At 71.6% G+C, this 23,796-nt stretch carries 28 protein-coding genes; 11 read left to right on the forward strand and 17 right to left on the reverse strand.

Annotation, left to right across the window (positions count from 1 at the left end):
- The 3 genes from ABZ896_RS25015 to ABZ896_RS25025 all read left to right on the forward strand — a co-directional run.
- Window positions 1-698 (forward strand): cytochrome P450 (locus ABZ896_RS25015; protein WP_360933163.1); only part of this gene is annotated, 698 nt, incomplete at its 5' end.
- A complete protein-coding gene (locus ABZ896_RS25020) occupies window positions 695-883 on the forward strand; it encodes a ferredoxin (RefSeq protein WP_360933165.1) in 189 nt (62 codons plus the stop codon). The genes ABZ896_RS25015 and ABZ896_RS25020, both read left to right, overlap by 4 nt.
- 32 nt (window positions 884-915) lie before the next feature.
- The gene (locus ABZ896_RS25025; protein ID WP_360933168.1) at window positions 916-1,227 is read left to right on the forward strand and encodes a DUF1330 domain-containing protein; all 312 of its coding nucleotides are present in this window, start codon (window positions 916-918) and stop codon (window positions 1,225-1,227) included.
- Here the strand turns inward: ABZ896_RS25025 and ABZ896_RS25030 are convergent.
- From ABZ896_RS25030 to ABZ896_RS25040, 3 genes are read right to left on the reverse strand one after another with little or no spacing between them, the layout of a single operon-like run.
- Complete coding sequence (locus tag ABZ896_RS25030) at window positions 1,213-2,097, reverse strand: SDR family oxidoreductase (protein ID WP_360933171.1); 885 nt, start codon at window positions 2,095-2,097, stop codon at window positions 1,213-1,215. The two genes, ABZ896_RS25025 and ABZ896_RS25030, sit on opposite strands and share 15 nt — an antisense overlap.
- Window positions 2,094-2,549, reverse strand: coding sequence for a VOC family protein (locus ABZ896_RS25035; protein WP_360933174.1), 456 nt, complete (start codon window positions 2,547-2,549; stop codon window positions 2,094-2,096). Before ABZ896_RS25035 ends, ABZ896_RS25030 begins: the two co-directional genes overlap by 4 nt.
- On the reverse strand, window positions 2,546-3,202 hold the full coding sequence (locus ABZ896_RS25040) for a helix-turn-helix domain-containing protein (protein WP_360933177.1): 657 nt from the start codon (window positions 3,200-3,202) through the stop codon (window positions 2,546-2,548). The genes ABZ896_RS25035 and ABZ896_RS25040 overlap by 4 nt, the downstream gene beginning before the upstream one ends.
- A gap of 37 nt (window positions 3,203-3,239) precedes the next feature.
- Between ABZ896_RS25040 and ABZ896_RS25045 the strand changes: the two genes are divergently transcribed.
- Window positions 3,240-4,535: an acyl-CoA dehydrogenase family protein gene (locus tag ABZ896_RS25045; protein ID WP_360933180.1), complete on the forward strand. Its 1,296-nt coding sequence runs from the start codon at window positions 3,240-3,242 to the stop codon at window positions 4,533-4,535.
- Window positions 4,532-5,551, forward strand: coding sequence for a phosphotransferase family protein (locus tag ABZ896_RS25050; protein WP_360933183.1), 1,020 nt, complete (start codon window positions 4,532-4,534; stop codon window positions 5,549-5,551). Before ABZ896_RS25045 ends, ABZ896_RS25050 begins: the two co-directional genes overlap by 4 nt.
- Here the strand turns inward: ABZ896_RS25050 and ABZ896_RS25055 are convergent, their stop codons facing one another.
- From ABZ896_RS25055 to ABZ896_RS25110, 12 genes are read right to left on the reverse strand one after another with little or no spacing between them, the layout of a single operon-like run.
- Entirely contained in the window at window positions 5,552-6,700 is a 1,149-nt protein-coding gene (locus ABZ896_RS25055) for an acyl-CoA dehydrogenase family protein (protein ID WP_360933186.1), read from the reverse strand.
- An 11-nt stretch (window positions 6,701-6,711) separates the two neighbouring features.
- On the reverse strand, window positions 6,712-7,845 hold the full coding sequence (locus ABZ896_RS25060) for a thiolase family protein (RefSeq protein WP_360933189.1): 1,134 nt from the start codon (window positions 7,843-7,845) through the stop codon (window positions 6,712-6,714).
- Window positions 7,838-8,632: an enoyl-CoA hydratase-related protein gene (locus ABZ896_RS25065; protein ID WP_360933192.1), complete on the reverse strand. Its 795-nt coding sequence runs from the start codon at window positions 8,630-8,632 to the stop codon at window positions 7,838-7,840. The genes ABZ896_RS25060 and ABZ896_RS25065 overlap by 8 nt, the downstream gene beginning before the upstream one ends.
- The gene (locus ABZ896_RS25070) at window positions 8,629-9,825 is read right to left on the reverse strand and encodes a CaiB/BaiF CoA-transferase family protein (protein ID WP_360933195.1); all 1,197 of its coding nucleotides are present in this window, start codon (window positions 9,823-9,825) and stop codon (window positions 8,629-8,631) included. The genes ABZ896_RS25065 and ABZ896_RS25070 overlap by 4 nt, the downstream gene beginning before the upstream one ends.
- A complete protein-coding gene (locus tag ABZ896_RS25075) occupies window positions 9,825-10,586 on the reverse strand; it encodes an SDR family NAD(P)-dependent oxidoreductase (RefSeq protein ID WP_360933198.1) in 762 nt (253 codons plus the stop codon). Before ABZ896_RS25075 ends, ABZ896_RS25070 begins: the two co-directional genes overlap by 1 nt.
- A gap of 13 nt (window positions 10,587-10,599) precedes the next feature.
- Window positions 10,600-10,917, reverse strand: coding sequence for a hypothetical protein (locus ABZ896_RS25080; RefSeq protein WP_360933200.1), 318 nt, complete (start codon window positions 10,915-10,917; stop codon window positions 10,600-10,602).
- A complete protein-coding gene (locus ABZ896_RS25085; protein WP_360933203.1) occupies window positions 10,883-11,326 on the reverse strand; it encodes a hypothetical protein in 444 nt (147 codons plus the stop codon). The genes ABZ896_RS25080 and ABZ896_RS25085 overlap by 35 nt, the downstream gene beginning before the upstream one ends.
- The gene (locus tag ABZ896_RS25090; RefSeq protein ID WP_360933206.1) at window positions 11,323-12,030 is read right to left on the reverse strand and encodes an ABC transporter ATP-binding protein; all 708 of its coding nucleotides are present in this window, start codon (window positions 12,028-12,030) and stop codon (window positions 11,323-11,325) included. The genes ABZ896_RS25085 and ABZ896_RS25090 overlap by 4 nt, the downstream gene beginning before the upstream one ends.
- Complete coding sequence (locus ABZ896_RS25095) at window positions 12,027-12,737, reverse strand: ABC transporter ATP-binding protein (protein ID WP_360933209.1); 711 nt, start codon at window positions 12,735-12,737, stop codon at window positions 12,027-12,029. The genes ABZ896_RS25090 and ABZ896_RS25095 overlap by 4 nt, the downstream gene beginning before the upstream one ends.
- The gene (locus tag ABZ896_RS25100) at window positions 12,718-14,829 is read right to left on the reverse strand and encodes an ABC transporter permease (RefSeq protein WP_360933212.1); all 2,112 of its coding nucleotides are present in this window, start codon (window positions 14,827-14,829) and stop codon (window positions 12,718-12,720) included. Before ABZ896_RS25100 ends, ABZ896_RS25095 begins: the two co-directional genes overlap by 20 nt.
- 9 nt (window positions 14,830-14,838) lie before the next feature.
- Window positions 14,839-16,221 carry an ABC transporter substrate-binding protein gene (locus tag ABZ896_RS25105; RefSeq protein WP_360933215.1) on the reverse strand — a complete coding sequence of 461 codons (1,383 nt, stop codon included), beginning with the start codon at window positions 16,219-16,221 and terminating at the stop codon, window positions 14,839-14,841.
- A gap of 24 nt (window positions 16,222-16,245) precedes the next feature.
- A complete protein-coding gene (locus ABZ896_RS25110) occupies window positions 16,246-17,700 on the reverse strand; it encodes an aldehyde dehydrogenase family protein (protein ID WP_360933218.1) in 1,455 nt (484 codons plus the stop codon).
- A 133-nt stretch (window positions 17,701-17,833) separates the two neighbouring features.
- On the opposite strand from ABZ896_RS25110, the gene ABZ896_RS25115 reads away from it, so the two are divergent.
- The 5 genes from ABZ896_RS25115 (at window position 17,834) to ABZ896_RS25135 (ending at window position 21,323) form a co-directional block, all read left to right on the forward strand.
- Entirely contained in the window at window positions 17,834-18,292 is a 459-nt protein-coding gene (locus tag ABZ896_RS25115) for a pyridoxamine 5'-phosphate oxidase family protein (protein WP_360933323.1), read from the forward strand.
- Window positions 18,293-18,381: 89 nt separating this feature from the next.
- Window positions 18,382-18,948 (forward strand): carboxymuconolactone decarboxylase family protein, encoded by a 567-nt coding sequence (locus tag ABZ896_RS25120; RefSeq protein ID WP_360933221.1) that lies wholly within the window; start codon window positions 18,382-18,384, stop codon window positions 18,946-18,948.
- Entirely contained in the window at window positions 18,938-19,354 is a 417-nt protein-coding gene (locus ABZ896_RS25125; RefSeq protein ID WP_360933224.1) for a nuclear transport factor 2 family protein, read from the forward strand. Before ABZ896_RS25120 ends, ABZ896_RS25125 begins: the two co-directional genes overlap by 11 nt.
- Complete coding sequence (locus ABZ896_RS25130; protein ID WP_360933227.1) at window positions 19,351-20,442, forward strand: acyl-CoA dehydrogenase family protein; 1,092 nt, start codon at window positions 19,351-19,353, stop codon at window positions 20,440-20,442. Before ABZ896_RS25125 ends, ABZ896_RS25130 begins: the two co-directional genes overlap by 4 nt.
- Window positions 20,443-20,444: 2 nt before the next feature.
- Window positions 20,445-21,323, forward strand: coding sequence for an acyl-CoA dehydrogenase family protein (locus ABZ896_RS25135; RefSeq protein WP_360933230.1), 879 nt, complete (start codon window positions 20,445-20,447; stop codon window positions 21,321-21,323).
- Window positions 21,324-21,368: 45 nt separating this feature from the next.
- Here ABZ896_RS25135 and ABZ896_RS25140 read toward each other — a convergent pair whose 3' ends face one another.
- Window positions 21,369-22,076 carry an SDR family oxidoreductase gene (locus tag ABZ896_RS25140; protein ID WP_360933233.1) on the reverse strand — a complete coding sequence of 236 codons (708 nt, stop codon included), beginning with the start codon at window positions 22,074-22,076 and terminating at the stop codon, window positions 21,369-21,371.
- A 102-nt stretch (window positions 22,077-22,178) separates the two neighbouring features.
- Between ABZ896_RS25140 and ABZ896_RS25145 the strand changes: the two genes are divergently transcribed.
- Complete coding sequence (locus ABZ896_RS25145; RefSeq protein WP_360933236.1) at window positions 22,179-23,015, forward strand: helix-turn-helix transcriptional regulator; 837 nt, start codon at window positions 22,179-22,181, stop codon at window positions 23,013-23,015.
- Here the strand turns inward: ABZ896_RS25145 and ABZ896_RS25150 are convergent.
- Window positions 23,012-23,794 carry an enoyl-CoA hydratase gene (locus tag ABZ896_RS25150; RefSeq protein WP_360933239.1) on the reverse strand — a complete coding sequence of 261 codons (783 nt, stop codon included), beginning with the start codon at window positions 23,792-23,794 and terminating at the stop codon, window positions 23,012-23,014. The genes ABZ896_RS25145 and ABZ896_RS25150 overlap by 4 nt on opposite strands.
- Between the last annotated feature and the right edge of the window lie 2 nt (window positions 23,795-23,796).

Genomic DNA, 23,796 nt, shown 5'->3' on the forward strand with positions numbered 1-23,796 from the left:
AGGAGTCCGTACGTGCGGCTGCCGGTGGAGATGTCGGGGACCACCGTCAGCGCCGCGCGATCTCGATCGCCGCGGCCTCGACCCGGTCAGCCACCGGCCTCGCGACCGCGACCTTCCCCGACGACTCCACCCCCGAGGTCGCCGACGTCGTACGGGTCGCCGCCAACCTCTTCGCGGCCGGGCAGGAGACCACGGTCCGGCTGCTGAGCACCGCGCTGCGGATCATCGCCGAACAGCCCGACGTCCAGCGGCAGTTGCGCGCCGAGCGGCATCGCATACCGAACTTCGTCGAGGAGACCCTGCGCATGGAGAGCCCGGTCAAGGGCGACTTCCGGCTGTCGAAGGTGCCGACCACGGTGGGCGGGGTCGACATCCCCGCCGGCACCACGCTGATGGTGGTCAACGGCGCCGCGAACCGCGACCCGCGCCAGTTCGAGGACCCCGGCGCCTTCGACGTGACCCGGGCGAACGTCCGCCGTCATCTCGCGTTCGGACGCGGAGCGCACACCTGCCCGGGAGCGCCGCTGGCCCGGGCCGAGGCCCGGGTGACGCTGGAGCGGCTGCTGGACCGTACGTCGGACATCCGGATCGCGGAGTCCGTCCACGGACCGGCGGACGCGCGCCGCTTCCAGTACGTGCCGACGTTCATCCTGCGCGGGCTGACCCATCTCAACCTGGAGTGGAGCCAGGCCCGGTGAAGGTAACCGTCGACGACGACCGCTGCCGCGGGCACGGGGTGTGCTGCACGCTGTGCCCGGAAGTCTTCGACCTGAGCGACGACGGGTACGCGGTCGTCGAAACCCCTGATGTACCGGCCGAGTTCGAGGGCGCGGTGCGCTCTGCGGCGGACTTGTGCCCGGAACGGGCGATCACCGTCAGCTGAGTCCCGCTTTGAGTTCAAGTCGAGGGAGCGTCATGCCGAAGGCGTACGTCATCTTCACCGAGTCCGTGAAGGACCCGGCCGGCATGGCCGCGTACGGGCGGGCCGCGGGGCCCACGCTCGCCGGGACCGGAGCGCGGCTCGTGGCGAACGACTCGGCGCCCGAGACGCTGGAGGGCGACTGGTTCGGGGACACCACGGTCGTCCTGGAGTTCCCGTCCGTGGAGGCGGCGCGGGCCTGGTACGCCTCGGAGGCGTACCAGGAGGCGCGGAAGCTGCGGCAGGCGGCGGCCGAGACGAACGCGGTGATCGTGACGGCCGCCGAGCCCCCGTCAGCGCGCGGCTGACAGTCCCGCCATCGCCCCGCCGTCCACGAGGACGTCCACCCCGGTGAGGAAGGACGCCTCGTCGGAGAGCAGGAAGGCGACCACGGCGGCGAGTTCCTCCGGTCGGCCCTCACGCCCGAGGGCCGACCTTTCCACGAGCGCCTTCATCGACGGGTGGTTGGCGGCTTCCTGCTTGCCCTGCGGGGTCGCGACGATCCCCGGCGACACCGAGCACACACGGGCCCCGAGCGGGCCGAGCCGCACCGCCTCCCGCTGCACGAAGCGCTGCACTCCGCGCTTGGCCCAGCTGTAGGCGACGCCGGAATCCTCGACGGAAGGTCCGAGCGCGTCGCGGAGCCGGTCCAGGAACCCGGCGTCCAGCGGGTCGGCGAGGGCCGCCTCGGCGTCGGGGTTCGCCTCGGTCGCCCCGATCTGCGCGGCCATCGAGGCGAAGCAGACCATCGCGGTCCCGCTGGTCGCCAACGGCCGTAGGACCGAGGCGAGTCGGGCCGTGCCCACGAGGTCCACCTCGATGACGCGGCGCCAGTCCGCCATGGTCGGCGAGATCCCGGCCGCGTGCGCCACGGCCCGCAGGGTGCCCAACTCGGCGACACGGGCGGCCAGTCGGCCCAGCCCCTCGCGGTCGGTGATGTCCAGGGCGAAGGGCTCGACCAGGGCAGGGCGACGGTCGCCGCCCGACCGGTCGCCGCCGGCTGGGCTGTCGGCCGCCCCCTCACCTCCGGCGCCGCCCGACAGCCCGTCCACCGCCGCCCGCGCCGCATCCCCGTCCATGTCCACCAGCAGCAGCCGATCCACCTCTCCGACGAGACGACGCGCGCACTCCAGCCCCATCCCCCGGCCCGCGCCAGTGACGATCCCGACCGTGGTCATCCGTTCCTCCTGCCGGTCGCCCAGAACTTCTCCAGTGCAGGCTGGAGCGCGCGAGCCACGAGTTCGACGCGCGGGCCTCCCCCACCGTGGTGGAACGCCCAGTACGCCGTACCGTCGGGCCGTCTCCCCTCCGCCTCCAACGCGTGGCCACGGCGGGCGAGTTCGGCGGAGTCCGCGGCCACGTCGTCCGACCAGTACCCGAGGTGGTGGACCCCCGAGTCGGCCGGCTGCCAGAGCGTCCCGGGGACGGCCAGCACCAACTCCACGCGGGGCGTGGACATCGAGTACACCGAGGTGAGGTCGAGGACCCGCTCCCCCTCGGACAGTCCGACCCTGGCCGGTGCGGTGATCTCCTCGCACCACTGGTAGCCGAAGGTCTCCGACAACTCGGCGGCGGCCGCCGCGAGGTCGTAGACGACGATCCCCACATGGAACTGATCACTTGGTTTCACTCGTACGCCTCCTGAGGGGTGACCGTGCGCAGGCAGAACCGGGTGAGGTGGTCGACGTCGGCGCGGGTCGGCGGGCTGCGGCGCCACAGGTACTCGGCGAGCCGGCCCACCGTCGCGTGGGCGGCCAGGGACGCGTCCAACGCGGCATCCCGGCTGCCGAGTTGGCCGTAGGGTCCCTCCAGCAGGCCCGCCAGCATGCCGGCGGCCGTCGGCGGGCCCGCGAGGAAGCCCTCCCCCACGCTCTGGGCATTCCACATGACGGCGAGCGTGGTCGCCGCCGTCTCCTCGTCGATGGCCTGGGAGAGCACGCCCTCGACCCAGCGGCGCACCTTGCCCTCCGGTGTCGTCTCCTTGGCCATCTGGTGGGTGATGTAGCCGCACAGGTGCTCGGCGCCGTCCTCCATGATCGCGGCGACCAGGGCGTCCTTGGACCGGAAGTGCCGGTAGAACACCTCGTTGGACAGTCCGGCCGCCGTCACGATGTCGGCGACGCGCGGACGGGACGCCGTACCGCACCGACGCATGACGACACGGGCCGCGTCCAGAAGGGCCCGTACCTCGCTCGCGTACTGGGCTTCCCGGCTCGCCAGCGCGCGTTGCGCGATCCGTTCGGCAATGTCACTCCGTGACGCGGGAATTGTATTCTCCTTCATGAGAACGCTATTCTGACAGTCGCCGGAAGGAGACACAATGTCTTGGGACTTCGAAACCGATCCGGACTACCAGGCCCAGTTGGACTGGGCGGCCGGGTTCGTGCGCGAGGAGGTCGAGCCGCTCGACCTCCTGTGGGACGGCCTCCAGTTCACCCCGCCCGACGAGAACCTCCGCCGGGTCCTCGACCCCCTGAAGAAGGAGGTCCGCGCGCACGGCCTGTGGGCCACCCACCTCGGCCCCGAGCTCGGCGGCGAGGGGCACGGACAGGTGAAGCTGTGCCTGCTCAACGAGATCCTGGGGCGCTCCTCCTGGGCCCCGATCGTCTTCGGCTGCCAGGCCCCGGACACGGGCAACGCCGAGATCCTCGCCCACTACGGCACCGAGGCGCAGAAGGACCGCTATCTGCGTCCACTGCTCGACGGCGAGATCTTCTCCTGCTACTCGATGACCGAGCCCCAGGCCGGCGCCGACCCCAAGGAGTTCACGACCCGCGCGGTGCGGGACGGCGACGACTGGGTCATCAGCGGCTGGAAGTACTTCTCCTCCAACGCGAAGACCGCCGCGTTCTTCATCGTGATGGCGGTGACGGACCCGGACGGCGACCCGTACAAGAGCATGTCGATGTTCCTGGTCCCGGCGGACACGCCCGGCATCGTCATCGAGCGCAACGTGGCCCTCGCCGGTGAGCCCGAGGAGCGCGGCTCGCACGCGCTGGTCCACTACGACGACGTACGGGTGCCCGCCGACGCGCTGCTCGGCGGCGCGGGCCAGGCCTTCGTGATCGCGCAGACCCGGCTCGGCGGCGGGCGGATCCACCACGCGATGCGGACCATCGGGCTGGCGGGCAAGGCCTTCGACATGATGTGCGAGCGGGCGCTGAGCCGGCACACCCAGGGCGAGCGCCTGGCCGACAAGCAGTTTGTCCAGGGGCACATAGCCGACTCGTACGCACAGCTGACGCAGTTCCGGCTGGCCGTGCTGCACACCGCGTGGAAGATCGACAAGTACAACGACTACCGCAAGGTCCGCAAGGACATCGCGATGATCAAGACGCAGCTGCCGGCGGTGCTGCACGACATCGCGCACCGGGCGATCCAGGTGCACGGCGCGCTCGGTGTGAGCGGTGACATGCCGCTGTTCCGGATGCTGCTGGGCGCGAGCGTCCTCGGCATCGCCGACGGCCCGACCGAGGTGCACAAGGTGACGGTGGCCCGTCAGGTGCTGCGTGACCACAAGCCGAGCGACGACCTCTGGCCCACCGGCTATCTGCCCAGGCGGGTCGAGGCGGCCCGCGCGAAGTACGCCGAGTTCCTCCCGGACGGTGTCCGGTGATCGACGTCGAGCGGCTGGCCGCCTGGCTGGACGAGTCCGGACTCCCCGGCAAGGGCGAGCCGGTCGAGCACTCCTTCGTCTCCGGGGGCGCGCAGAACGAGATCTACGAGATCCGCCGCGGCGAGCTGCACTGCGCCCTGCGCATCCCGCCGGCGAAGGCGCCGGCCGCGCGGGACGAGGGGATCCTGCGCGAGTGGCGGATCATCGAGGCGCTCAACGGCACGGACGTCCCGCACACCAAGGCGGTCGCCGTCTGCACCGACCCCGCAGTCCTCGGCCGGACCTTCTATCTGATGGAGTTCGTCGACGGCTGGTCCCCCATGGGCGTACGCGGCTGGGCGGCCCCCTTCGACAACGATCTGGCCGCCCGGGCGGGGCTCGGCTACCGGCTCGCGGAGGGCATCGCGCTGCTGTCCAAGGTGGACTGGCGGGCGAAGGGGCTGCACGACCTGGGCCGCCCCGACGGCTTCCACGAGCGTCAAGTCGACCGCTGGACGCGGTACTTGGAGCGCGTGAAGACCCGGGAGCTGCCCGGCTTCGACGAGGCGGCGGCCTGGCTGCGCGCGCACAAGCCGCTCGACTTCGTCCCCGGGCTCATGCACGGCGACTACCAGTTCGCCAACGTCATGTTCCGCCACGGCGCCCCCGCCCGGCTGGCCGCGATCGTCGACTGGGAGATGGGCACGGTCGGCGACCCCAAGCTCGACCTCGCCTGGATGCTGCGCGGCTGGCCCGAGGACACCAGCGCGCCCGAGGCGGCCACCGCCCTGTACGTCGACCTGACGGGGATGCCGTCGCGGTCCGAGCTGGTCCAGCACTACGCGGCGGTCTCGGGCCGCCAGGTCGACGACATGGACTACTACGACGTTCTCGCCCAGTGGAAGCTCGGGGTCGTCCTGGAACAGGGCTTCCAACGGGCCGGTGACAACGAGAAGTTGCAGGCGTTCGGCCCGATGGTGCTGGACCTGATGAAGAGCGCCGCCGAGCTGGCGGCGACGACCCGGTACTCCGGCTAGTCAGAGCCCCAGCGACTTCGCGATGATCACCTTCATGACCTCGCTCGTACCGGCGTAGATGCGGGTGATCCGCGCGTCGGTGTACAGCCGGGCGATCGGATACTCCGTCATATAGCCGTAGCCGCCGAAGAGTTGCAGGCAGCGGTCGACAGCCCGCGCCTGCATCTCGGTGCAGAACAGCTTGACCTTGGCCGCGTCGGCGGCGGACAGTTCGCCGTCGACCAGGCAGAGCACAGCCCGGTCGAGCATCGCCTGGGCGGCCTCGATCTCGGCGGCCACGGCGGCGAGTTCGAACTTGGTGTTCTGGAAGGACGCCACGGTCCGTCCGAAGACCTGGCGCTCCTTCACGTAGTCGACGGTGGCGTCGAGTGCGGCCCGCGCCTGGGCCACCGAGCCGACCGCCACGGTCATGCGTTCCTGCGCGAGGTTGTGGCCGAGGTAGCCGAAGGCGGCGCCCTCCTCCCCCAGGCGGTTGGCCACCGGGACCCGGACGTCGTCGAAGGCCAGCTCGACGGTGTCCTGGACCTTGATGCCCATCTTGTCGAGGACCCGGCCCCGGGTGAACCCGGGCATACCGTCCTCGACGACCAGCAGGGTCAGGCCCGCACGACGGTCTTCGGGATCGGTACCGGTGCGGGCGACCACGATGACCAGGTCGGCGAGGAGCCCGCCGGTGATGAAGGTCTTGGCGCCGTTCAGGACATAGGTGTCGCCGTCGCGGACGGCGGTGGTGCGGATGCCCGCCAGGTCCGAGCCCGTGCCCGGTTCCGTCATGGCGATCGCGGTCAGGAGCCGGCCGGTGGCGAGCCCGGGGAACCAGCGCTCGCGCTGTGCGGGGTCGGCGTAGGCGAGGAAGTAGGGCAGGACGACGTCGAGTTGGGTGCGGACCGTGCCGAGGGTGACCAGGGCGCGGGCGGACTCCTCCTGGAGCACGACGTTGTAGCGGTAGTCGTCGAGGCCCGCGCCGCCGTACTCCTCGGGGATCGCCATGCCCAACAGGCCCAGCGCGCCGAGCTGTTCGAAGAGGGTGCGGGGCAACCGGCCCGCCTTCTCCCAGTCGGCGTAGTGCGGGACGACCTCCTTGGCGATGAACTCCCGCGCCAGCTTGCGGAATTCCTCGTGGTCGGCTTCGAAGACCTCTCGGCGCACGGTGGGCCCTTTCAGGAGGCGAGTTCGAGGAGCGTGGCGTTGGCCGTGCCGCCGCCTTCGCACATGGTCTGGAGTCCGTAGCGGATGCCGTGGTCGCGCATGTGGTGGATCATGCGGGTCGCCAGGACCGCTCCGGACGCGCCCAGCGGATGGCCCAGGGCGATCGCGCCGCCGAGGGGGTTGACCAGGGCCGGGTCGGCGCCGGTCTCGGCGAGCCAGGCCAGCGGGACGGAGGCGAAGGCCTCGTTGACCTCGAAGACGCCGATCTCGTCCAGGCCCACGCCCGCCCTGAGCAGGACCTTCTCGGTCGCCGGGATCGGCCCGGTGAGCATGAGCACGGGGTCGGCGCCGGTGACCACGCCGGCGCGGTACCGGACGAGCGGCCTGAGCCCCAACTCACGTGCCCGTTCCGGAGTGGTGACGAGCAGCGCGGCCGCTCCGTCGGAGATCTGGGAGGCGTTGCCCGCGTGGATCGTCCCGTCGTCGAGGAAGGCGGGCTTCAACGCGGCCAGCTTCTCGACGGTGCTGCCCCGCCGTACGCCCTCGTCGGCCGTGACCTCGCCGATCGGCACGATCTGCGCGTCGAAGGCTCCGGCGTCCTGCGCGGCGGCGGCACGCTGATGCGAGAGCACGGCGTACTCGTCGAGCCGGGTCCGGGTCTGGCCCCACTTCTGGGCGATCTTCTCGGCGGAGATGCCCTGGTTGAACGAGAACCCCTGGTAACGGGCGAGGACTTGGGGACCGTACGGCGTTCCTGTGGCCCGTGCCGAGCCGAGCGGTACCCGGCTCATGACCTCGACCCCGCCCGCGACGACGACGTCCTGCTGGCCCGACATGACGGCCTGGGCGGCGAAGTCGAGGGCCTGCTGACTGGAGCCGCAGGCCCGGTTGACGGTCGTACCGGGAATCGTCTCGGGCCAGCCGGCGGCGAGGACCGCGTACCGTCCGATGTTGCTCGACTGGTCGCCGACCTGGGAGACACAGCCCCAGACGACGTCGTCCACGACGGCCGGGTCGATACCGGCCCGCTGGGCGAGGGTGTTCAGCACCACGGCCGACAGGTCGGCGGCGTGAGTCTCGGCCAGTCCTCCATTGCGTTTGCCCACCGGCGTGCGGACGGCCTCTACGATCACTGCTTCACGCATGGGGCTCCTCGGGGGATCGGTACCAGCGGCCGGTGAAGTGGGGCTCGCGTTTCTCGGCGAAGGCCGCGTACGCCTCCTGGGCGTCCAGGGTCGCGAAGTTCGTCGCCTGGGCGCGGGCCTCCGCGGCGAGCGCGGTGTGCAGGGTGCCGCCGGTCGCCTCGTTGAGGAGTGCCTTGGTCTGGGCGAGGGCGACGGGCGGACCGGCGGCCAGCCGTTCGCCCAGGTCCGTCACGAAGGCGTCGATCCGTTCGGCCTCCACCACCCAGGTGACGAGGTTCAGCGACCGGGCCTCCTCGGCGTCGATCGTCTCCGCCAACAGGGCGAGCCGCTTGGCCTGTTGGAGGCCGACGAGGCGCGGGAGCAGCCAGGTGCCGCCGCAGTCCGGGGAGAGACCGCGGCGGACGAAGATCTGCGAGAAGCGGGACTCGGGGGTGGCCACGACCAGGTCGCAGCCGAGGGCGAGATTCCAGCCGGCGCCCACGGCCACGCCGTTCACCTGGGCGACGGTGGGGACGGGGAGGTCGTGGAGCAGGACCGCCACGTCGTTGAGGTCGCGGACCTTGTCCAAGGGGTGCCTCTGGTCTCCCGACTTGAGATCGGCGCCCGAGCTGAAGGCTCCGCCTGCGCCCGTGAGGACAAGGGCACGGACGCTCCGGTCGCGGGCCACCGCGGTGAGCGCCTCACGGAGTGCCTTCCACAGCTCGGGGTCGATCGCGTTCCTGCGGTGCGGGCGGTTCAGTGTGAGGGTCCGGACGCCACCGGTGTCGCTGGAGAGCAGGACGGTCACGCGCCCCTCCGCAGCTCGCGCAACTCGTCGTCGGTCAGGCCCAGTTCGGCCAACACCCGGTCGGTGTGCTCGCCCAGCGCGGGGACGGCGCCCATCGGCGGGTCGTAGCCGGAGATGACCGGGGGCGGCAGCAGCGCGGGGACCGGTCCTGCGGGGGTGTCGATGTCACGCCAGCGGTCGCGGGCGGCGAGGTGCGGGTGGGCGAGGACGTCGCTGGGGGTGTTGTAGCGGGCGTTGCCGATGCCGGCCTCGTCGGCGCGGCTCCGGATCTGGGCGAGGTCGTGGCGTGCGCACCAGGCGGCCAACTCCCGGTCCAGCAGGTCGCGGTGGACGACCCGGCCGGGGTTGGTGCGCAGGCGCTCGTCGTCGGCGAGGTCGGGTCTTTCCAGCAACTCCCTTGCGAACCGCTGCCATTCGCGGTCGTTGGTGGTGCCGAGGACGACGGTCTGGCCGTCGGCCGTGCGGTAGGCGCCGTAGGGGGCGACGGCCGGGGAGCCCATGCCGCGGGGTTGCTGGTCCTCGCCGGTGTGGCGGGTGAAGTTCAGGGCGTAGCCCATGAGTTCGGTCATGGTGTCGAAGAGGCTCACCGTCACCGACCTGCCCTCCCGCGCGCCTTGGCGCTCCCGCGCGTCCTGCCGCTCCCCCGCGTACAGCAGCGACACGATCGACAGCGCCGCGTACAGCCCGGTGCTCGCGTCGGCCATCGGCGGCCCCGGCTTCGCCGGCGATCCCGGCGTCCCCGTGATCGCGCAGGCCCCGGACTCGGCCTGGACGAGGAGGTCGTAGGCACGCTTGTGGGAGAGGGGGCCGCCCTGTCCGTAGCCGTCGATCTCGACGGCGATCAGGTCGGGGTGGCGGGTGGCGAGGTCGTCGGGGGCGAGGCCGAGCTTGGCGGTGGTGCCGGGGGCGAGGTTGGACACGAGGACGTCGGCGGTGTCCAGGAGGCGGTGCAGAGTCCGCAGCCCCGCCTCGGACTTGAGGTCGAGCGTCACGGACTCCTTGCCGCGGTTGACCCACACGAAGTGGGCGGAGACCCCGCCCACCACGTCGTCGATGTACCGGGCCGAGTCACCGCCGTCCGGGTTCTCCACCTTGATCACCCGGGCGCCGAGGTCGCCGAGGACCCGGGTGCACAGGGGTGCGGAGACGGCCTGTTCGAGGGCGACGACGGTCACCCCGGTGAGCGGGCCCATCAGATGACCAGGCCGCCGTCGACCGGCAGCACCTGGCCGGTGACGAAGGAGGCCGCGTCAGAGGCGAGGAACACGAAGGCGCCCGCGACCTCCGCGGGCTCCGCCCAGCGGCCGAGCGGGATGCGGGCGAGCATGGTCGCGGCGAACTTCTCGTTCGTACGGATGGTCTCGGTCATCGGGGTCGCGGCCAGCGGGGCGAGGGCGTTGACCTTGATCTGCCGACGGGCCAGTTCACGGGCGAGCGACTTGGTCATGCCGATGATCGCGGCCTTGGCAGCGGAGTAGTTGACCTGGCCGAGGGTGCCGGTGAGGCCCGCCGATGAGGTGACGTTGATGATGCGTCCGGTGCCGTCGGTCGGCAGGAGGGGCAGCGCGGCCTGGGAGCAGGTGAAGGTGCCGAGGACGTGGATGTCCAGGATCCGCCGGAAGGCGTCCTCGTCGAGGTCGGGGAACATGGCCGGTGCGGTGATGCCGGCGTTGTTCACGAGGATGTGCAGCGTGCCGTCGGCGAGGGCGGCCGCCTGTGCCACCGCCGCGTCGGCGGCTCCCCGGTCCCGTACGTCCAGCGGCGCGCTGTCCGCCGTACCGCCCGCGGCGGTGATCTTCTCGGCGACGGTCGCGGCGGCCGTTCCGTCGACGTCCGTGACGAGGACGGCCGCGCCGGCGGCGGCGAGTGCGTGGGCGACCGCGGCGCCGATCCCGCCCGCGGCGCCGGTGACCAGCGCGGAGCGGCCGGTCAGGTCGAACAGCCCGTTGTTCATGGGGTCCTTCACATCAGTCGGAGGCAGGCAGGGGCTTGGCCGCTTTCAGGGTCAACGGGACGCCGTCGCAGGCGAGTTCACCGGAGCCCGCGCTGGTGCAGAGCACTTCCAGGGTGTCCTCGGCGTCGACGTACCGCTTGCCGAGGAGGGTGACCGGTTCGGCTCCGGTCGGCGGCACGGCCGGAGCGCCGGTGGCGGGGATCATCGGGCTGCCGCCGCAGGTCAGGGCGGGGGCGCGGTCGGCGGCGGCGCGGACGACGACCACGCGGGTGGTGCAGACCGTGCTGGCGAGCTGGTCACCGGGCCGTGGGGTCGGTGCTGGCGAGGTCATGGTTCAGGTCCTTTCCGGCCAGGGGTCCGGGAGCCAGGGGTCCGGGAGTGGTCCCCCGGGCGGGCGGGGTGCCCAGGCGGTCGGCGAGCACGGCGAGGTCGTAGGACTGGCGGGCCATCCAGAACCGCAGGAATCCGGTGAGCGAGTAGCGCAGGAACAGTGCGGCGCCCACCACGGTCGCGGCGATCCCGCCGAGGCCGAGGGCGAGGCCGTCGCGCTGGTCGAGGGGGTTCTGGGTGGTGTGGGTGATGGCGTAGGCGGAGGCCGCGAGGACCAGGCCGAGCACCATCAGGGCGGCGCCGAGGCGCAGCCAGAGGGTCGTGCGGGCGGTGGCCGGGTCGGGGATCTTCAGTTCGGCCAGTTCCCGGACGAAGCGGTCGGCCCGTGGCTCACCGGACGTGGGTGTCATGCGGAACTCCCCAGATAGAGGGCGGACAGTTCGTCGCGCAGGCCGCCGTCGGGGCGGCCCTGGCGCTCGACCCGGCCGCGGACGAGGACGGCCGCGTGGTCGGCGATGCCGAGGACTGCGGCCGCGAACTGTTCGACGACCAGGACCGCCACGCCCTGCCGGGCGATCTCGGCGACCTGTTCGTAGAGCTTGGCGACGACCAACGGGGCCAGTCCCATGGACAGTTCGTCCAGGAGCAGGACGGCGGGGTCGGTGGCGAGGCCCCGGGCCAGGGCGAGCATCTGCTGTTCGCCGCCGGAGAGGGTGCCGGCCGCCTGGGAGCGGCGGCTCGCGAGGACCGGGAAGCGGGTGAAGGCGATGTCCTCGATCTCCGCGCGGCTGCGGCCGGTGAAGGTCATCATCAGGAGGTTGTCGCGGACCGAGAGGTTGGGGAAGACCCCGCGTCCCTCGGGGATCAGGCACACCCCGGCGCGCGCGAGACCGCGCGGGTCGGCGCCGGTGACGTCCCGGCCGCCCAGCACCAACCGGCCGGACCGGGCGGGGTGCAGGCCGGCGGCGACCCGTAGCGTGGTCGTCTTGCCGGCGCCGTTGGGGCCGAGCAGGGCCACCACCTGCCCGGCGCGGACATGCAGGTCCACGCCGTGCAGGACGGTGATGCCGTCGTGGGCGGCGCGGATCCCGCGCAGTTCGAGCAGGGCGTTCACGCGTCCCCCAGATAGGCGGCCAGGACCGTCTCGTCGGCGCGGATCACGTCGGGCGGGCCGACCGCGATGACTTTGCCGAGGTCGAGCACGTACACCTCGTCGCACACACCCATGACCAGGCCCATGTCGTGCTCGACGAGGACGACCGCGGTCCCGTCGGCGGCCACGGAACGCAGCAGGGCCGCGAACCGCTCGGTCTCCTCACCGTCCTGCCCGGCAGCGGGCTCGTCGAGGAGCAGCAACCCTGGGCGTACGGCGAGGGCGCGGCCGACCTCGACGAGGCGGGCCACGCCGGTGGGCAGGGTGTCGGCGCTCGCGTCGGCGATCTCCGCGAGCCCGAGCCGCTTCAGCAGGTCGTCGGCGACGGAGCCGGCCCGGCGCCGCGAAGGGCCGAGTTCGGCGGCGACGAGGAGGTTGTCGCGGACGCTCAACCGCCCGAAGAGTTCCAGGCGTTGGAAGGTGCGGGCGAGTCCGTGCCGGGAGCGGCGGGCCGGGCCGTACCGGGTGACGTCCCGGCCACCCAGCACGACCCGCCCGGAGGAGGGCCTGCGCAGTCCGGACACGACGTCGAACAGGGTGGATTTCCCTGCCCCGTTGGGTCCGATGAGGCCGGTGATCCGGCCGCGTTCGGCGCTGAGGCCGACGCCGTCGAGGGCGCGGTTGCCGCCGAAGGCGACGGTCACTCCGCTAACTTCCAGCAGTGGCACGGGCCAGCACCTCCCGGTCCTGCGGGCGCCAGGGTCGTCGTACGCCCCACCACTCGACCGGCACGTCCGGTGCCGCTTCGGGGGCCCGGCGTGCGGCCGCCCAGGCACGCAGCGCGTACGCCACGGCGAGTGAACCCAGCAGCAGCGTCCAGCCGTTGATCAGGTCGGTCAGTCGCAGGGCCCAGCCCAGTGCGAGTGCGGCGAGGAGGGCGGGCAGGGCGATCCGGTCGCGGCCGAGTGGCTCCCACTGGCTGCGGAGGCGGGAAATAAGTCCCTGGGGGCTGTGGCCCAATCCCATTCCGGCGAGCGCGGGGAGCACGCTGACGATGTTCTGGGTCCAGGACGCGAGGCCGATCAGGATGTTGGGGCCGATGTACGCCGTCCCGGCGAACAGGCCGTTGCCGACCGCGCCGAGGCCGCCGATGACCGCGACCAGGAAGATCGGGAGCCCGGCGATCAGACTGAACTGGTCGGCGGTGACGGCCTGTTGCTGCATGCCGTAGAGGGCACCGCCGAGTCCGGCGATCCCGGCGGACAGGGCGAACACGGCCACCTTGGCGACCAGGAGGTTGCCGCCGAGCGTGGCGTACGCGGCCTCGCTGTCCCTGAGCGCGATGAGCCGGCGTCCGAATCCGCTGCGGCGCAGCCAGGCGACCCCGAGGGAGGCGAGGCCGAGGCAGACGGCGGCCACGACGGTCAACTCGGAGGCGGAGTTCAGGTGTTGGCCGAAGAGGCTGGGGCCGACCGCGTTCACCGATCCCTGGTCGAAGAAGGCGATCCGCATCCCCAGGACGTCGAAGGAGGGCAGGGTGAAGATCCACCGGTCCAGGACGACCGCGAACGCGGCGGTGCCGAGGGCGAGATAGACGCCCGAGAAGCGCAGGGCGGGCAGGGCGACCAGGGCTCCGGCGGCGGCCGAGACGGCGATCGCGGCGGCCAGCGCCCAGAGTTGGCCGTGGGAGCCGAGGTGTCCCCAGACGACCGCGCCGATGCCGGCCATGCTCAGCTGGCACAGGGAGATCTGTCCGGCGTACCCGGCGAGCGGGACGTAGGACAGGGCGACGATGCCGAGCGAGAAGATCGGCCCGTAGGTGACGAGGTCGGCCTCGCCGAGCGTGGTGGCCAGGACCAGGGCGAAGACCACCGTGGCGGCGGCGAAGACGGGGGTGCCGCGCAGTGAGGGGGCCGGGACCTGCACCAGCCGGTGCTCGCGGTGGCGCAGGCGGGGGTTGCGGAAGAAGAGCAGGGCGAGGAAGAGCAGCAGGGCGGGGGCGGCCAGCCGGAGCCCGGGCAGGTAGTCGTTCTGCGGGAGATAGCCGGTGAGGTAGCTCTCCAGGCAGCCGACGACGACCGCGCCCAGGAAGGTCAGGGGGAGGCTGCGGAGTCGGCCGAAGACGGCGGCGGTGTAGGCGCTGACGATCAGCAGGGAGAGCTGCGAGGCGTCCAGCGCGACGGTCGGGGCGATCAAAATGCCGCCGATCGCGGCGAGTTGGGTGCCGAGGATCCATGCGGTGCGGCCGGCGCGGGTCGGGTCGGCGCCGGTGAGGCGGGCGAGCGCGGGGTCGTCGACGGTGGCCCGCATCTCGGTGCCGGCGCGGGTGCGGTTGAGCAGGAACCACAGGCCTGCGGCGACCGCCACGGCGACCGTCATGGTGAGGGCCTGGTGCCAGGTGACGGTGGCCGGGCCGAGGTGGAGGGCGTCCCGGTCGGCGAAGAACGTCTGGAGCGGGCGGGGGACGTTGGGGTCCCAGATCCAGCGGGCGGCGGCGATGGCGCCGCTGAGCAGCGCCACGGTCATCACCAGCCGTTCGGCCTCGCCGAGGTGCTGCACGGGCCGCATCAGGACCCGTTCGACGGCGAGGCCGAAGCCGGGGGCGAGCACGAGCAGCACCACCGCCAGGGCCACCGGGACCGGCCAGCCCCAGCCGACGGTGAACTGCCAGTAGCAGAACGCCGCGAGCATGCCGGCCGCCCCGTGCGCGAAGTTGAACACGCCCGTGGTGACGTAGGTCAGCACCAGTCCGCTGCCGATCACCGCGTAGACGGCGGCGGTGGTCAGCCCGACGATCCCGAAGGTGAGGAACTGCTCCATCAGGTCACATCACTTCACGTCACTCATGCTCTTGCCGACGTCGGCGAGAGTGAGCGGCTTGCCGTAGTTCCCCTTGAACTCGTACGTGGGCGCGTTGCAGCGGTAGGCGCCGTCGTTGGGGGCGAAGTCGGCTGGCTCCCAGCCCTTGGAGCTGGCCTTCTCGATGTTGAAGCAGGTCAGCGGGGCGTCCGACTTGCTCAGGTCGACCGGGGCGAGCAGTCCGCCGCCGGTCCACGCGGTCTCCTTGCGGGCGGCCTCGTAGACGCACGTGCGGGTGAGGGCGTCGCCGCAGCTCTTCGCGGACTTGGCGAACAGCAGCCAGGAGGCGAAGCCGCGCACGGCGGGCAGGGTGAGCTGGGCGTCAGGGGCGTACTTCTTGAAGAGGTCCACGAGTTGCTCGGTCGCCGGGTTGTCGGCGGCCTTCTCCAGGGGGTACACCCCGCTGAGGTCGGCGAGGTTGTTCTGGAAGTCGGCGGACTTGCCCGCGAGTTGGAGGAAGGCGGGGCCGTAGGAGTTGTTGTTGGCGTCGATCCAGTCGAGCTTGTAGTTCATGGAGGTCAGGACCTGCTCCAGCTTGGCCAGCTGGACGAAGTCCCCGTTGAAGATCAGGCCCTTGACGCCCTTGCTCTTGATGGACTGGGCGTACGGTGTCCAGTCGGAGACGCCCGCCGCCGGGTAGAGGTCCTTGTAGACGAACTTCCCGCCGACGGCCTGAAGGCCTTCCTGCGCCTCGGCGTTGATGACCTTGGTGACCGGTGCGTCACCGCCGATGATGCCCAGGGCGCCCGCGGACTGCGGGTAGGCGGTCTTCAGCAGCCAGTCGTAGTAGCCCGCGTAGCGGTTGTACGACGCTCCGCCGGTGGCGTTGAGCTGCAGGTCGGAGCCGTTGTTCTGGATCTGGCTGACCTGGGCCGGGAAGTCGGGCAGCAGACAGTTCAGGCGGTCCTTGACGCCGAGGGCGTCGAGGGCCGCGCCGCCGCCGACCAGGGCGAAGTCCTCCTTGCAGGCCTCCAGCATCCGCTGGCGGACCTCCATCAGCTTGGAGTCACGGGTGGTGGCGGTGAGCTTGCGGCCGTCGATGCCGCCGGCCGCGTTGCACCAGGAGGTGAACACCTTGGCGGTGTCCACGAATTCGGACTTCTTGGTGAAGCCGACGTCGGAGAAGACGCCGACCTCGATGGAGTCGGCGGTGACGCCCTGGGCGGACGGGGACTTGGCGTCGCCGGGTCCGCAGACGTCCTTGAGGTCGCCGAAGTCGGCGGTCGCGGCCTGCTGGGCGGCCTTGGTGGCGCCGTCGTCGGACGTGCCGCCGCTGTCGTCGTGGCCACCGCATCCGGCGACGGCGAACAGCGCGGTCGCCGCGAGGGCGGCGGGAATTGCCTTGGCTCTCACGGAAGTTCCCCTCGTCGGTGGTGGCTACTTCTCCGGGACGGCGAAGGTCTTGAGTTCCAGGAACTCCTCCAGACCCGCCACGCCCATCTCCCGGCCGATGCCGGACTGCTTGAATCCGCCGAACGGGGCGTCGGCGGCGAAGAAGTTGCCCCCGTTGATGCTGAACGTGCCACTGCGGATGCGCCGGGCGACGGCGGCCGCGTGCTCGTCGTCGGCGCCGAGCACCGCGCCCGACAGGCCGTAGACCGAGTCGTTGGCGATGCGGACGGCGTCGTCCTCGTCGTCGTAGGCGATGACCGCGAGGACCGGTCCGAAGACCTCCTCCTGCGCGATCTCGAAGTCCGGCTCGACGTCGGCGAGGAGCGTCGGCTCGTAGAAGAAGCCCTCGCGGTCGGCGGGCCTGCCGCCGGTGACCAGCCGGGCCCCCTCCGCGACCGCCCGCTCCACCATGGTGTGCGCCTTGGTGCGCTGCTTCTCGCTGATCAGGGGGCCCATGTGGGTCGCCGCGTCGGCGGGGTCGCCGTACCTGACCCGGCCGAGCATGGCGGCGACCAGGCCGACGATCTCGTCGTACTTGGCGCGCGGGACGAGCAGGCGGGAGGTGAGCGCGCAGCCCTGTCCGGAGTGGGAGCAGATGGTGAACGCGGCGAACACGGCGGCGTTCTGGACGTCGGCGTCGTCGAGCACGATCATCGCCGACTTGCCGCCGAGCTCCAGGAACACCCGCTTCAGGGTGACGGCCGCGGCCGCCATGATCGCCCGGCCGACCGGCGTCGACCCGGTGAAGGTGATCATGTCGATGTCCGGGTGGGTGGTGAGCAGCTCGCCGGTGCCGGGCCCGGAGGAGACGAGGACGTTCACGACGCCCGCGGGGATGTCGGTCTCCTCGGCGATGATCCGGCCGAGCGCGAGGGTGGTCCACGGGGTGTCCGGGGCGCCCTTGAGGACGACCGTGCAGCCGGCGGCCAGCGCGGGGGCGAGCTTGGCGAGGGCCAGCTGGTTGGGGAAGTTGTACGGCAGGATCGCGGCGACGACTCCGGCGGCCTCCTTCTCCACCCAGCGGCGGTGCGGGCGGCCCCGGCTCTCGCGTACGCCGAGTTCCTCGCGGAAGGCGTAACCCTCCAGCAGGTCGGCGTAGTACTTCACCAGCTCGATCGGCTCGTCGAGCTGGGGGCCGTGGGTGAGCTGGCGGGGCGCGCCCACCTCGGCGATGGTCAGCTCGCGCAGTTCCTCACGGTGGGTGTGCAGGGCGTCGTAGAGCTGGCGCAGGCAGCGCAGCCGCAGGTCGCGGTCGCGCATCCAGTCCGTCTCGTCGAACGCCCGGCGGGCCGCCTTCACCGCCGCCTCGACATGGACGGGCTCCGCGTCGGACGCGGTGCCCAGCACCTTCCCGGTGGACGGATCGACGGTCTCGAAGCTGCGTGCGGCGCGGACGAGTTCGCCGTCGATCAACAGCCGGTCCTCGTGGAAAAGACTCACGGCTCCCCATCTCTCCCTGGGTTCGCAGGCCCCTGCTTGCCATGGCCCTGCCTGCGGTGGAAAGTAGCTTCTCGCTAGATGAGAAGCAACCGTTCGCGCAGGAGAATTACGCATTCACACAGCAGTGGGAGGAATCGTGCCCGGTCAACGCAGGGGTACCGCGATCGCCATGTCGCACGAGGAGCGGGACGCCTTTCTCCGCGGCAGCCCCGTCTGCCGGGTCGCCACGGTCGGGCCGGGCGGGCATCCGCACAACGGCGCGCTCTGGTTCGTCTGGGACGGGACGGACCTGTGGCTCAACTCGCTGGTACGCAGCCAGCGTTGGACGGACCTCGCGCGGGACGCACGGCTGAGCGTGCTGGTCGACGACGGCGGATTCGAGTTTCTACAGCTCAGGGGTGTCGAGCTGCTGGGGCGCGCCGAGGTGGTCGGCGAGGTGCCGCGCAAGGGCGAGGAGGTCGACGAACTCCGGTCGCCCGAGCGGCTGTTCACCGAGAAGTACGGCGACTTCCGTTACGACGGCCGGCACGCGTGGCTGCGGCTGCACCCGGAGAAGGTCGTCAGCTGGGACTTCGGGAAGCTGCGGGCCTGATGGTTGACGGTCTCGCGATGCACATGGAAACCTTCACTACGGATGAAGAGAATGCCATTCTCACCGAGTCCGTTTCAGGAGGACCCCGCATGCCCCCGCGTCTGCCTCCGTTGCCGGACGACCAGTGGACCGACCGCACGCGCGAGGCGCTGTCCGCGCTCCTGCCCCGCAGGCTGCGCAACGAGCGCGGCGCCGGTCCCGCCATCGGCGCGCTGGCCCGCCACCCCGATCTGGCGGAGGTCTTCCTCCCCTTCAGCACTCACATGCTCTTCAAGAACTCGCTGCCGCCCCGGCTCCGCGAGCTGGTGACGCTCCGGGTGGCGCGGCGCCGCGACTGCGCCTACGAGTGGGCCCACCACCTCAAGCTCGGCCGGGAGGCCGGTCTCACCGACGCCGAGATCGAGGCGGCGGGCGCGGGCAAGGCGGCCGATCCGGTGGAGAGCCTGGTGCTCGCGGCGGTGGACGAGTTGGAGGACGACTCCACACTCTCGGACGGGACTTGGGGCTCACTGGCCGAACACCTCGACGAACACCAGCGGATGGACCTGGTGTTCACGGTCGGCACCTACGCCCTGCTGGCGATGGTCTTCAACGCGTTCGGCGTGCCGGGAGACCACGGAGGAAGCATTGCGGAAGGAAGCGGCGATGACCACTGACGACCTCGTGGAGATCCAGCATCTGCTGGCCCGTTACGCGGTGACCATCACCCGGGGCGACATCGACGGCCTGCTCGCGGTGTTCACCCCCGACGGCACCTACAGCGCCTTCGGCGACACCTACCCCCTCGCGGAGTTCCCGGCGCTGGTCGCGGCGGCCCCCAAGGGGCTGTTCATGACCGGCACGCCCGTCGTCGAGGGCGACGGCGGCGACACGGCGACGGGCACCCAGCCGCTGTGCTTCGTCGACCACGCCACGCACGACCTGCGCATCGGCTACTACACCGACACCTACGTCCGCACCGACGACGGCTGGCGGCTGCACACCCGGGCGATGACCTTCATCCGCCGCAGCGGGGTACACGACTCGGGGCGTCCCCACGCGTTCGAGCGTCCCGCGGTATGAGGACCGTCGCCGAGTTCCGTACGGCTCTGCAGAGTTGGCTCGCGGACCACGACCTCTCCCCCGGCCCCGACCGCTCCCTCGACGCCCAGGTCGCCCAACTCGGCCGGGTGCGCCGGGAGTTGTACGAGGCCGGGTGGATGCGCCACGGCTGGCCCGTCGAAGTGGGGGGACTCGGCGGGCCGGCCGTGTTCCGCGCGGTGCTCGGCGAGGAGGTCGCCGCGCGTGGCCTCGCCGAGCCCGGCATCTGGTCGATGGTCGAGGTCCTGGTCCCCACGCTCATCTCCTACGCGCCACCCGAACTGGCCGCCGAAATGGTGCCGTTGCTCCTCGGCGGCCGGGAGCAGTGGTGCCAGGGCTTCTCCGAACCGGGCTCCGGGAGCGACCTCGCGTCTCTGACCACCAAGGCGGTCCCGCGCGAGGACACCTGGGTGGTGAACGGCCAGAAGGTCTGGACGAGCCTCGCCCAGTACGCGGCCCGCTGCGTCCTGCTGACCCGCACGGCGCCCGGCCACGCGGGCATCACCGCGTTCCTCGTCGACATGGACACCCCGGGCATCACCGTCCGCCCGCTGCGCACCCTGCACGGCGTCGACGAGTTCGCCGAGGTCTTCTTCGACGACGTCGAGGTGCCCGCCACGCGCATGCTGGGCCGTCCCGGCGACGGCTGGCGGCTCGCGATGGATTTGCTCCCGCACGAGCGCTCCACGTGCTTCTGGCACCGGATCGCCCATCTGTACACGCGGGTGGACCGGTTGCTGGACGAGACGACCATGCCGGACGACTCCGCGCTGGGCTCCGCCTACCTCGCCCTCCACACGGCGCGCTGCCGCTCGCACTCGACGCAACGGCGGCTGGCGCAAGGCGCCCGACTCGGCCCGGAGACCTCGGTGGACAAGGTGCTCCTCGCCACCGCCGAGCAACAACTCTTCGAGACCGTACGGGACTTGCTGCCCGGAGTGCTGGAGCTGACCGAGTCGCCGTGGCGTACGGAGTACCTGTACGCGAAGGCGGCCACCATCTACGGCGGCACCGCCGAGATCCAGCGGAACATCATCGCCCGCCGACTGCTCGACCTGGGGAGGGACTGATCGTGGACCCCGCGGAGGTGGAGCTGCTCTCCGAGACCCTGCGCAAGACGATGACGGCGTCGACGGGCGGCCCCGCGCTGGAGACGGCACTGGTCGAACTGGGCTGGCCCGAGCTGCTGGCGGAGTTCCCCGAGGTGGCGATCCCGACGGTGTTCCGGCTGCTGGGCGAGACGGGGGCGCGGGCGGCGGTCCTCAACGACGTGGTGCTGCATGCCGCCGGGCGACCGCTCGGTGGGGCGCCGGTACTGCCGTACGCGGGCGGGCGGTGGGTCGTATGGGAACGCGAGGGTGCTGCATCGGACTACGGGCCCGCCCTTGCCCCCGACGGGCCGCCGAAACCGGACGTCGGCGCTCCGCCGAAGCGGGCCGCCGACGGTCCGCTGAAGCCGGCGGCTTCGCTGGATCCCGAGCTGCCCCTGCGCTCCGTGCCGGCCGGCGATCCCCTGCCGCTGGAAGCCGGTCGCCGGGCCCTCGGCTGGTGGCTGCTCGGCAGCGGGCGGGCCATGCTTGCGCTGGCCCGGACCCACGTCCTCGGCCGGGAACAGTTCGGGCGTCCGCTCGCCTCCTTCCAGGCCGTACGGCATCGGCTCGCCGAGACCTTCGTGGCGCTGGAGGGCGCGGAGGCGGCTCTCGTGGCCGCCGAGGACCCCTTCGGCTCGCTGCTGGCGAAGGCGGCGGCCGGGCAGGCCGCGCTCACCGCGGCCCGGCACTGCCAGCAGGTCCTCGGCGGGATCGGGTTCACCGCCGAGCACCCGCTGCACCGGCACGTCCGGCGCGCGCTCGTGCTGGACGGGCTGCTGGGCAGTGCCCGCGAACTGACCCGCGAGGCCGGGGCGCGGCTGCGCGCGGAGGGCGCGGCGCCCCGGCTGGTTCAGCTCTGAGGCTGGTTCAGTTCTGAGTCACCAGGACAGCGGGCCGTCGGCGAGTCACCAGGGCAGCCGACCGTTCGCGTCGAAGTACCCGCCCGTCGGCCCGTCGGACGCGACCTGCGCCATCCGGACGATGATCTCGGCGCCCTGCTCGGTGGTCTGCGTGCCCGTGTTGCCGTTGAGGTCGGTCTTGGTGAACCCCGGCTCCACGGAGTTGATCCGTATGCCCGGGAACGCCTTCGCGTACTGCACGGTCAGCATGTTCACCGCGGTCTTGGACGTCGGGTAGGCGACGCCCGGGTAGAAGTGCGCGGGGTGGTCCGGGTCGGAGAGATGGGTCAGCGAGGCGAGACCGCTACTGACGTTGACCACGACCGGTGCCGCCGAGCGCCGCAGCAGCGGCAGGAAGGCGTGCAGCACGCGGACGACGCCGAAGACGTTGGTCTCGAACGTGGTGCGTATCTGGTCGGCGGTCAGGGTCTCGGCGACCGGCACGGCGTTGTCCTCGGTGCGGGCCTCCATGCCGGCGTTGTTGACGAGGACGTCGAGTCCGCCCTCGGCCTCGACGGTCTTCGCGGCGGCCTGGACGGACGCGTCGTCGGTCACGTCGAGCTGGACGAACCGCGCGCCCAGTTCCTCGGCGGCCCGGCGGCCGCGCTCCACGTCGCGGGCGCCCACGTAGACGGTGTGCCCCGCCGCGATCAGCTGGCGGGCGGTCTCGTAGCCGAGACCCTTGTTCGCTCCGGTGATGAGTGTTGTCGTCATGCCGTCCACAGTGCGCCGCGGCTCCGGAGGCAGCCAGTCGCCTCCGCTTCCTGGGACCGGCAGTACCAGGCACGTCCCGGGCCGACGGTGTTCACTGGACGCATGGCGACGACCGAGCTGGGACAGGCACTGCGGCGCTGGCGGGACCGGGTCTCCCCGGACGCGGCGGGGCTGCCGGCCGGCGGTCAGCGGCGCGCGGCCGGGCTGCGGCGCGAGGAGCTGGCGCTGCTGGCGGGGATCTCGGTCGACTACGTGACACGTCTCGAACAGGGCCGGGCGGCGAATCCGTCCGCGCAGGTCGTCGAGGCGCTCGCGCGGGCGCTGCGGTTGTCGGCGGACGAACGGACGTATCTCTACGGGCTCGCGGGGCTGGTGCCACCGGGTCCCGACGTCGTCCCCGGCTACATCACGCCGAGCGTGCAGCGGCTCCTTGACCGGCTGGTCGACACCCCGGTCGCGGTCTCCGACGCGGCCATGACGCTGCTCGTGGCCAACCCGATGTACGCGGCGCTCATGGGAGATCCCTCCGCGCTGCGCGGCTTCGAGCGCAACGGCGTGTGGCGCAACTTCACGGGCATGCCGACCCGGGTACGGCACACCCCCAAGGAACGCGAGGCCTTCGAGGTGGGCATGGTCGCCGAACTGCGCGCGACCGCCGCCCGCTATCCGGCCGACCGGGACATCCCGCGCCTGGTCGCCGACCTGCGCACCAGGAGCGAGCGGTTCGCCGAGCTGTGGGACGCGGGGGTGGTGGGCCGGCTCGCGGCCTCGGCCAAGACGGTCGAGCATCCGCTGGTCGGCACGGTCACCCTCGACTGCGACCTGCTCCGCGTGGAGGAGGGCGACCTGCACATCCTCGTCTACTCCGCCGAACCCGGCACCGAGGCCGCCGAGAAGCTCCGGCTGGTCTCGGTACTCGGCACACAGAGCCTGGTCTAGCGGAGTTTCTCCTTCATCTCGTCCAGCTTCGCGAGGATCGGATACCCGCTGACGCTCAGCGCGTTGCCGTGTCCGGTCTGGTGGATGTCGAAGACGGACTGGATCGCCGCGTAGAACCCCTGCACGTCGAGGCTCTGGTTGACGGCCCGCTTGGCCTGGCGGAGCCCGAACGCGGGCATCCGGGCGATCTGCTCGGCGAGTTCACGGGTCGCGGCGTCCAACTCCTCCCGCGCGACGACCTTGTTGACCATGCCGACCTTCTCCGCCTCCTCGGCGGTGAGCGGGCGGCCGGTGAAGAGGATCTCCTTGGCCTTGCGCGGCCCCAACTCCCAGGTGTGGCCGTGGTATTCGACCCCGCCGATACCCATCTGCACGACGGGGTCGGAGAACAGGGCGTCCTCGGCCGCGACGATCAGGTCGCAGGGCCAGCACAGCATCAACCCGCCCGCGATACAGCGCCCTTGGACGGCGGCGATCGTCGGCTTCGGGACGTTGCGCCAGCGCAGGGTGTACTCCAGGTACCGGCGGTTCTCGGCCCGGTAGATCCACTCCAGGGTGATCTCGTTCGGGGCGGGCCAGCGGTCCTTGAGGTCGTGCCCGGCGGAGAAGTGCCTGCCCTCCGCGCGCAGCACGATCACCTTCACCTCTTCATCCTCGGCGGCCCGCGTCCAGGCGGCGTCGAGTTCGTCGAGGAGCGCCGCGTTCTGGGCGTTGGCGACCTCGGGCCGGTTGAGGCTGATCGTGGCGATGTGGTCCTTCACCTCGTACAGGATGTGCACGG

It is taken from the genome of Streptomyces sp. NPDC047072, from assembly GCF_040643855.1.
Lineage (GTDB): Bacteria > Actinomycetota > Actinomycetes > Streptomycetales > Streptomycetaceae > Streptomyces.

Bases quoted from the DNA above. Each gene is read 5' to 3' on its own strand.
- ABZ896_RS25120 (WP_360933221.1), top strand. From the start codon at position 18,382: ATGCCCCCGCGTCTGCCTCCGTTGCCGGACGACCAGTGGACCGACCGC.
- ABZ896_RS25140 (WP_360933233.1), bottom strand. From the start codon at position 22,076: ATGACGACAACACTCATCACCGGAGCGAACAAGGGTCTCGGCTACGAG.
- ABZ896_RS25145 (WP_360933236.1), top strand. From the start codon at position 22,179: ATGGCGACGACCGAGCTGGGACAGGCACTGCGGCGCTGGCGGGACCGG.
- ABZ896_RS25085 (WP_360933203.1), bottom strand. From the start codon at position 11,326: ATGACACCCACGTCCGGTGAGCCACGGGCCGACCGCTTCGTCCGGGAA.
- ABZ896_RS25060 (WP_360933189.1), bottom strand. From the start codon at position 7,845: ATGCGTGAAGCAGTGATCGTAGAGGCCGTCCGCACGCCGGTGGGCAAA.
- ABZ896_RS25025 (WP_360933168.1), top strand. From the start codon at position 916: ATGCCGAAGGCGTACGTCATCTTCACCGAGTCCGTGAAGGACCCGGCC.
- ABZ896_RS25125 (WP_360933224.1), top strand. From the start codon at position 18,938: ATGACCACTGACGACCTCGTGGAGATCCAGCATCTGCTGGCCCGTTAC.
- ABZ896_RS25130 (WP_360933227.1), top strand. From the start codon at position 19,351: ATGAGGACCGTCGCCGAGTTCCGTACGGCTCTGCAGAGTTGGCTCGCG.
- ABZ896_RS25070 (WP_360933195.1), bottom strand. From the start codon at position 9,825: ATGGGCCCGCTCACCGGGGTGACCGTCGTCGCCCTCGAACAGGCCGTC.
- ABZ896_RS25080 (WP_360933200.1), bottom strand. From the start codon at position 10,917: ATGACCTCGCCAGCACCGACCCCACGGCCCGGTGACCAGCTCGCCAGC.
- ABZ896_RS25040 (WP_360933177.1), bottom strand. From the start codon at position 3,202: ATGAAGGAGAATACAATTCCCGCGTCACGGAGTGACATTGCCGAACGG.
- ABZ896_RS25030 (WP_360933171.1), bottom strand. From the start codon at position 2,097: ATGACCACGGTCGGGATCGTCACTGGCGCGGGCCGGGGGATGGGGCTG.
- ABZ896_RS25075 (WP_360933198.1), bottom strand. From the start codon at position 10,586: ATGAACAACGGGCTGTTCGACCTGACCGGCCGCTCCGCGCTGGTCACC.
- ABZ896_RS25100 (WP_360933212.1), bottom strand. From the start codon at position 14,829: ATGGAGCAGTTCCTCACCTTCGGGATCGTCGGGCTGACCACCGCCGCC.
- ABZ896_RS25045 (WP_360933180.1), top strand. From the start codon at position 3,240: ATGTCTTGGGACTTCGAAACCGATCCGGACTACCAGGCCCAGTTGGAC.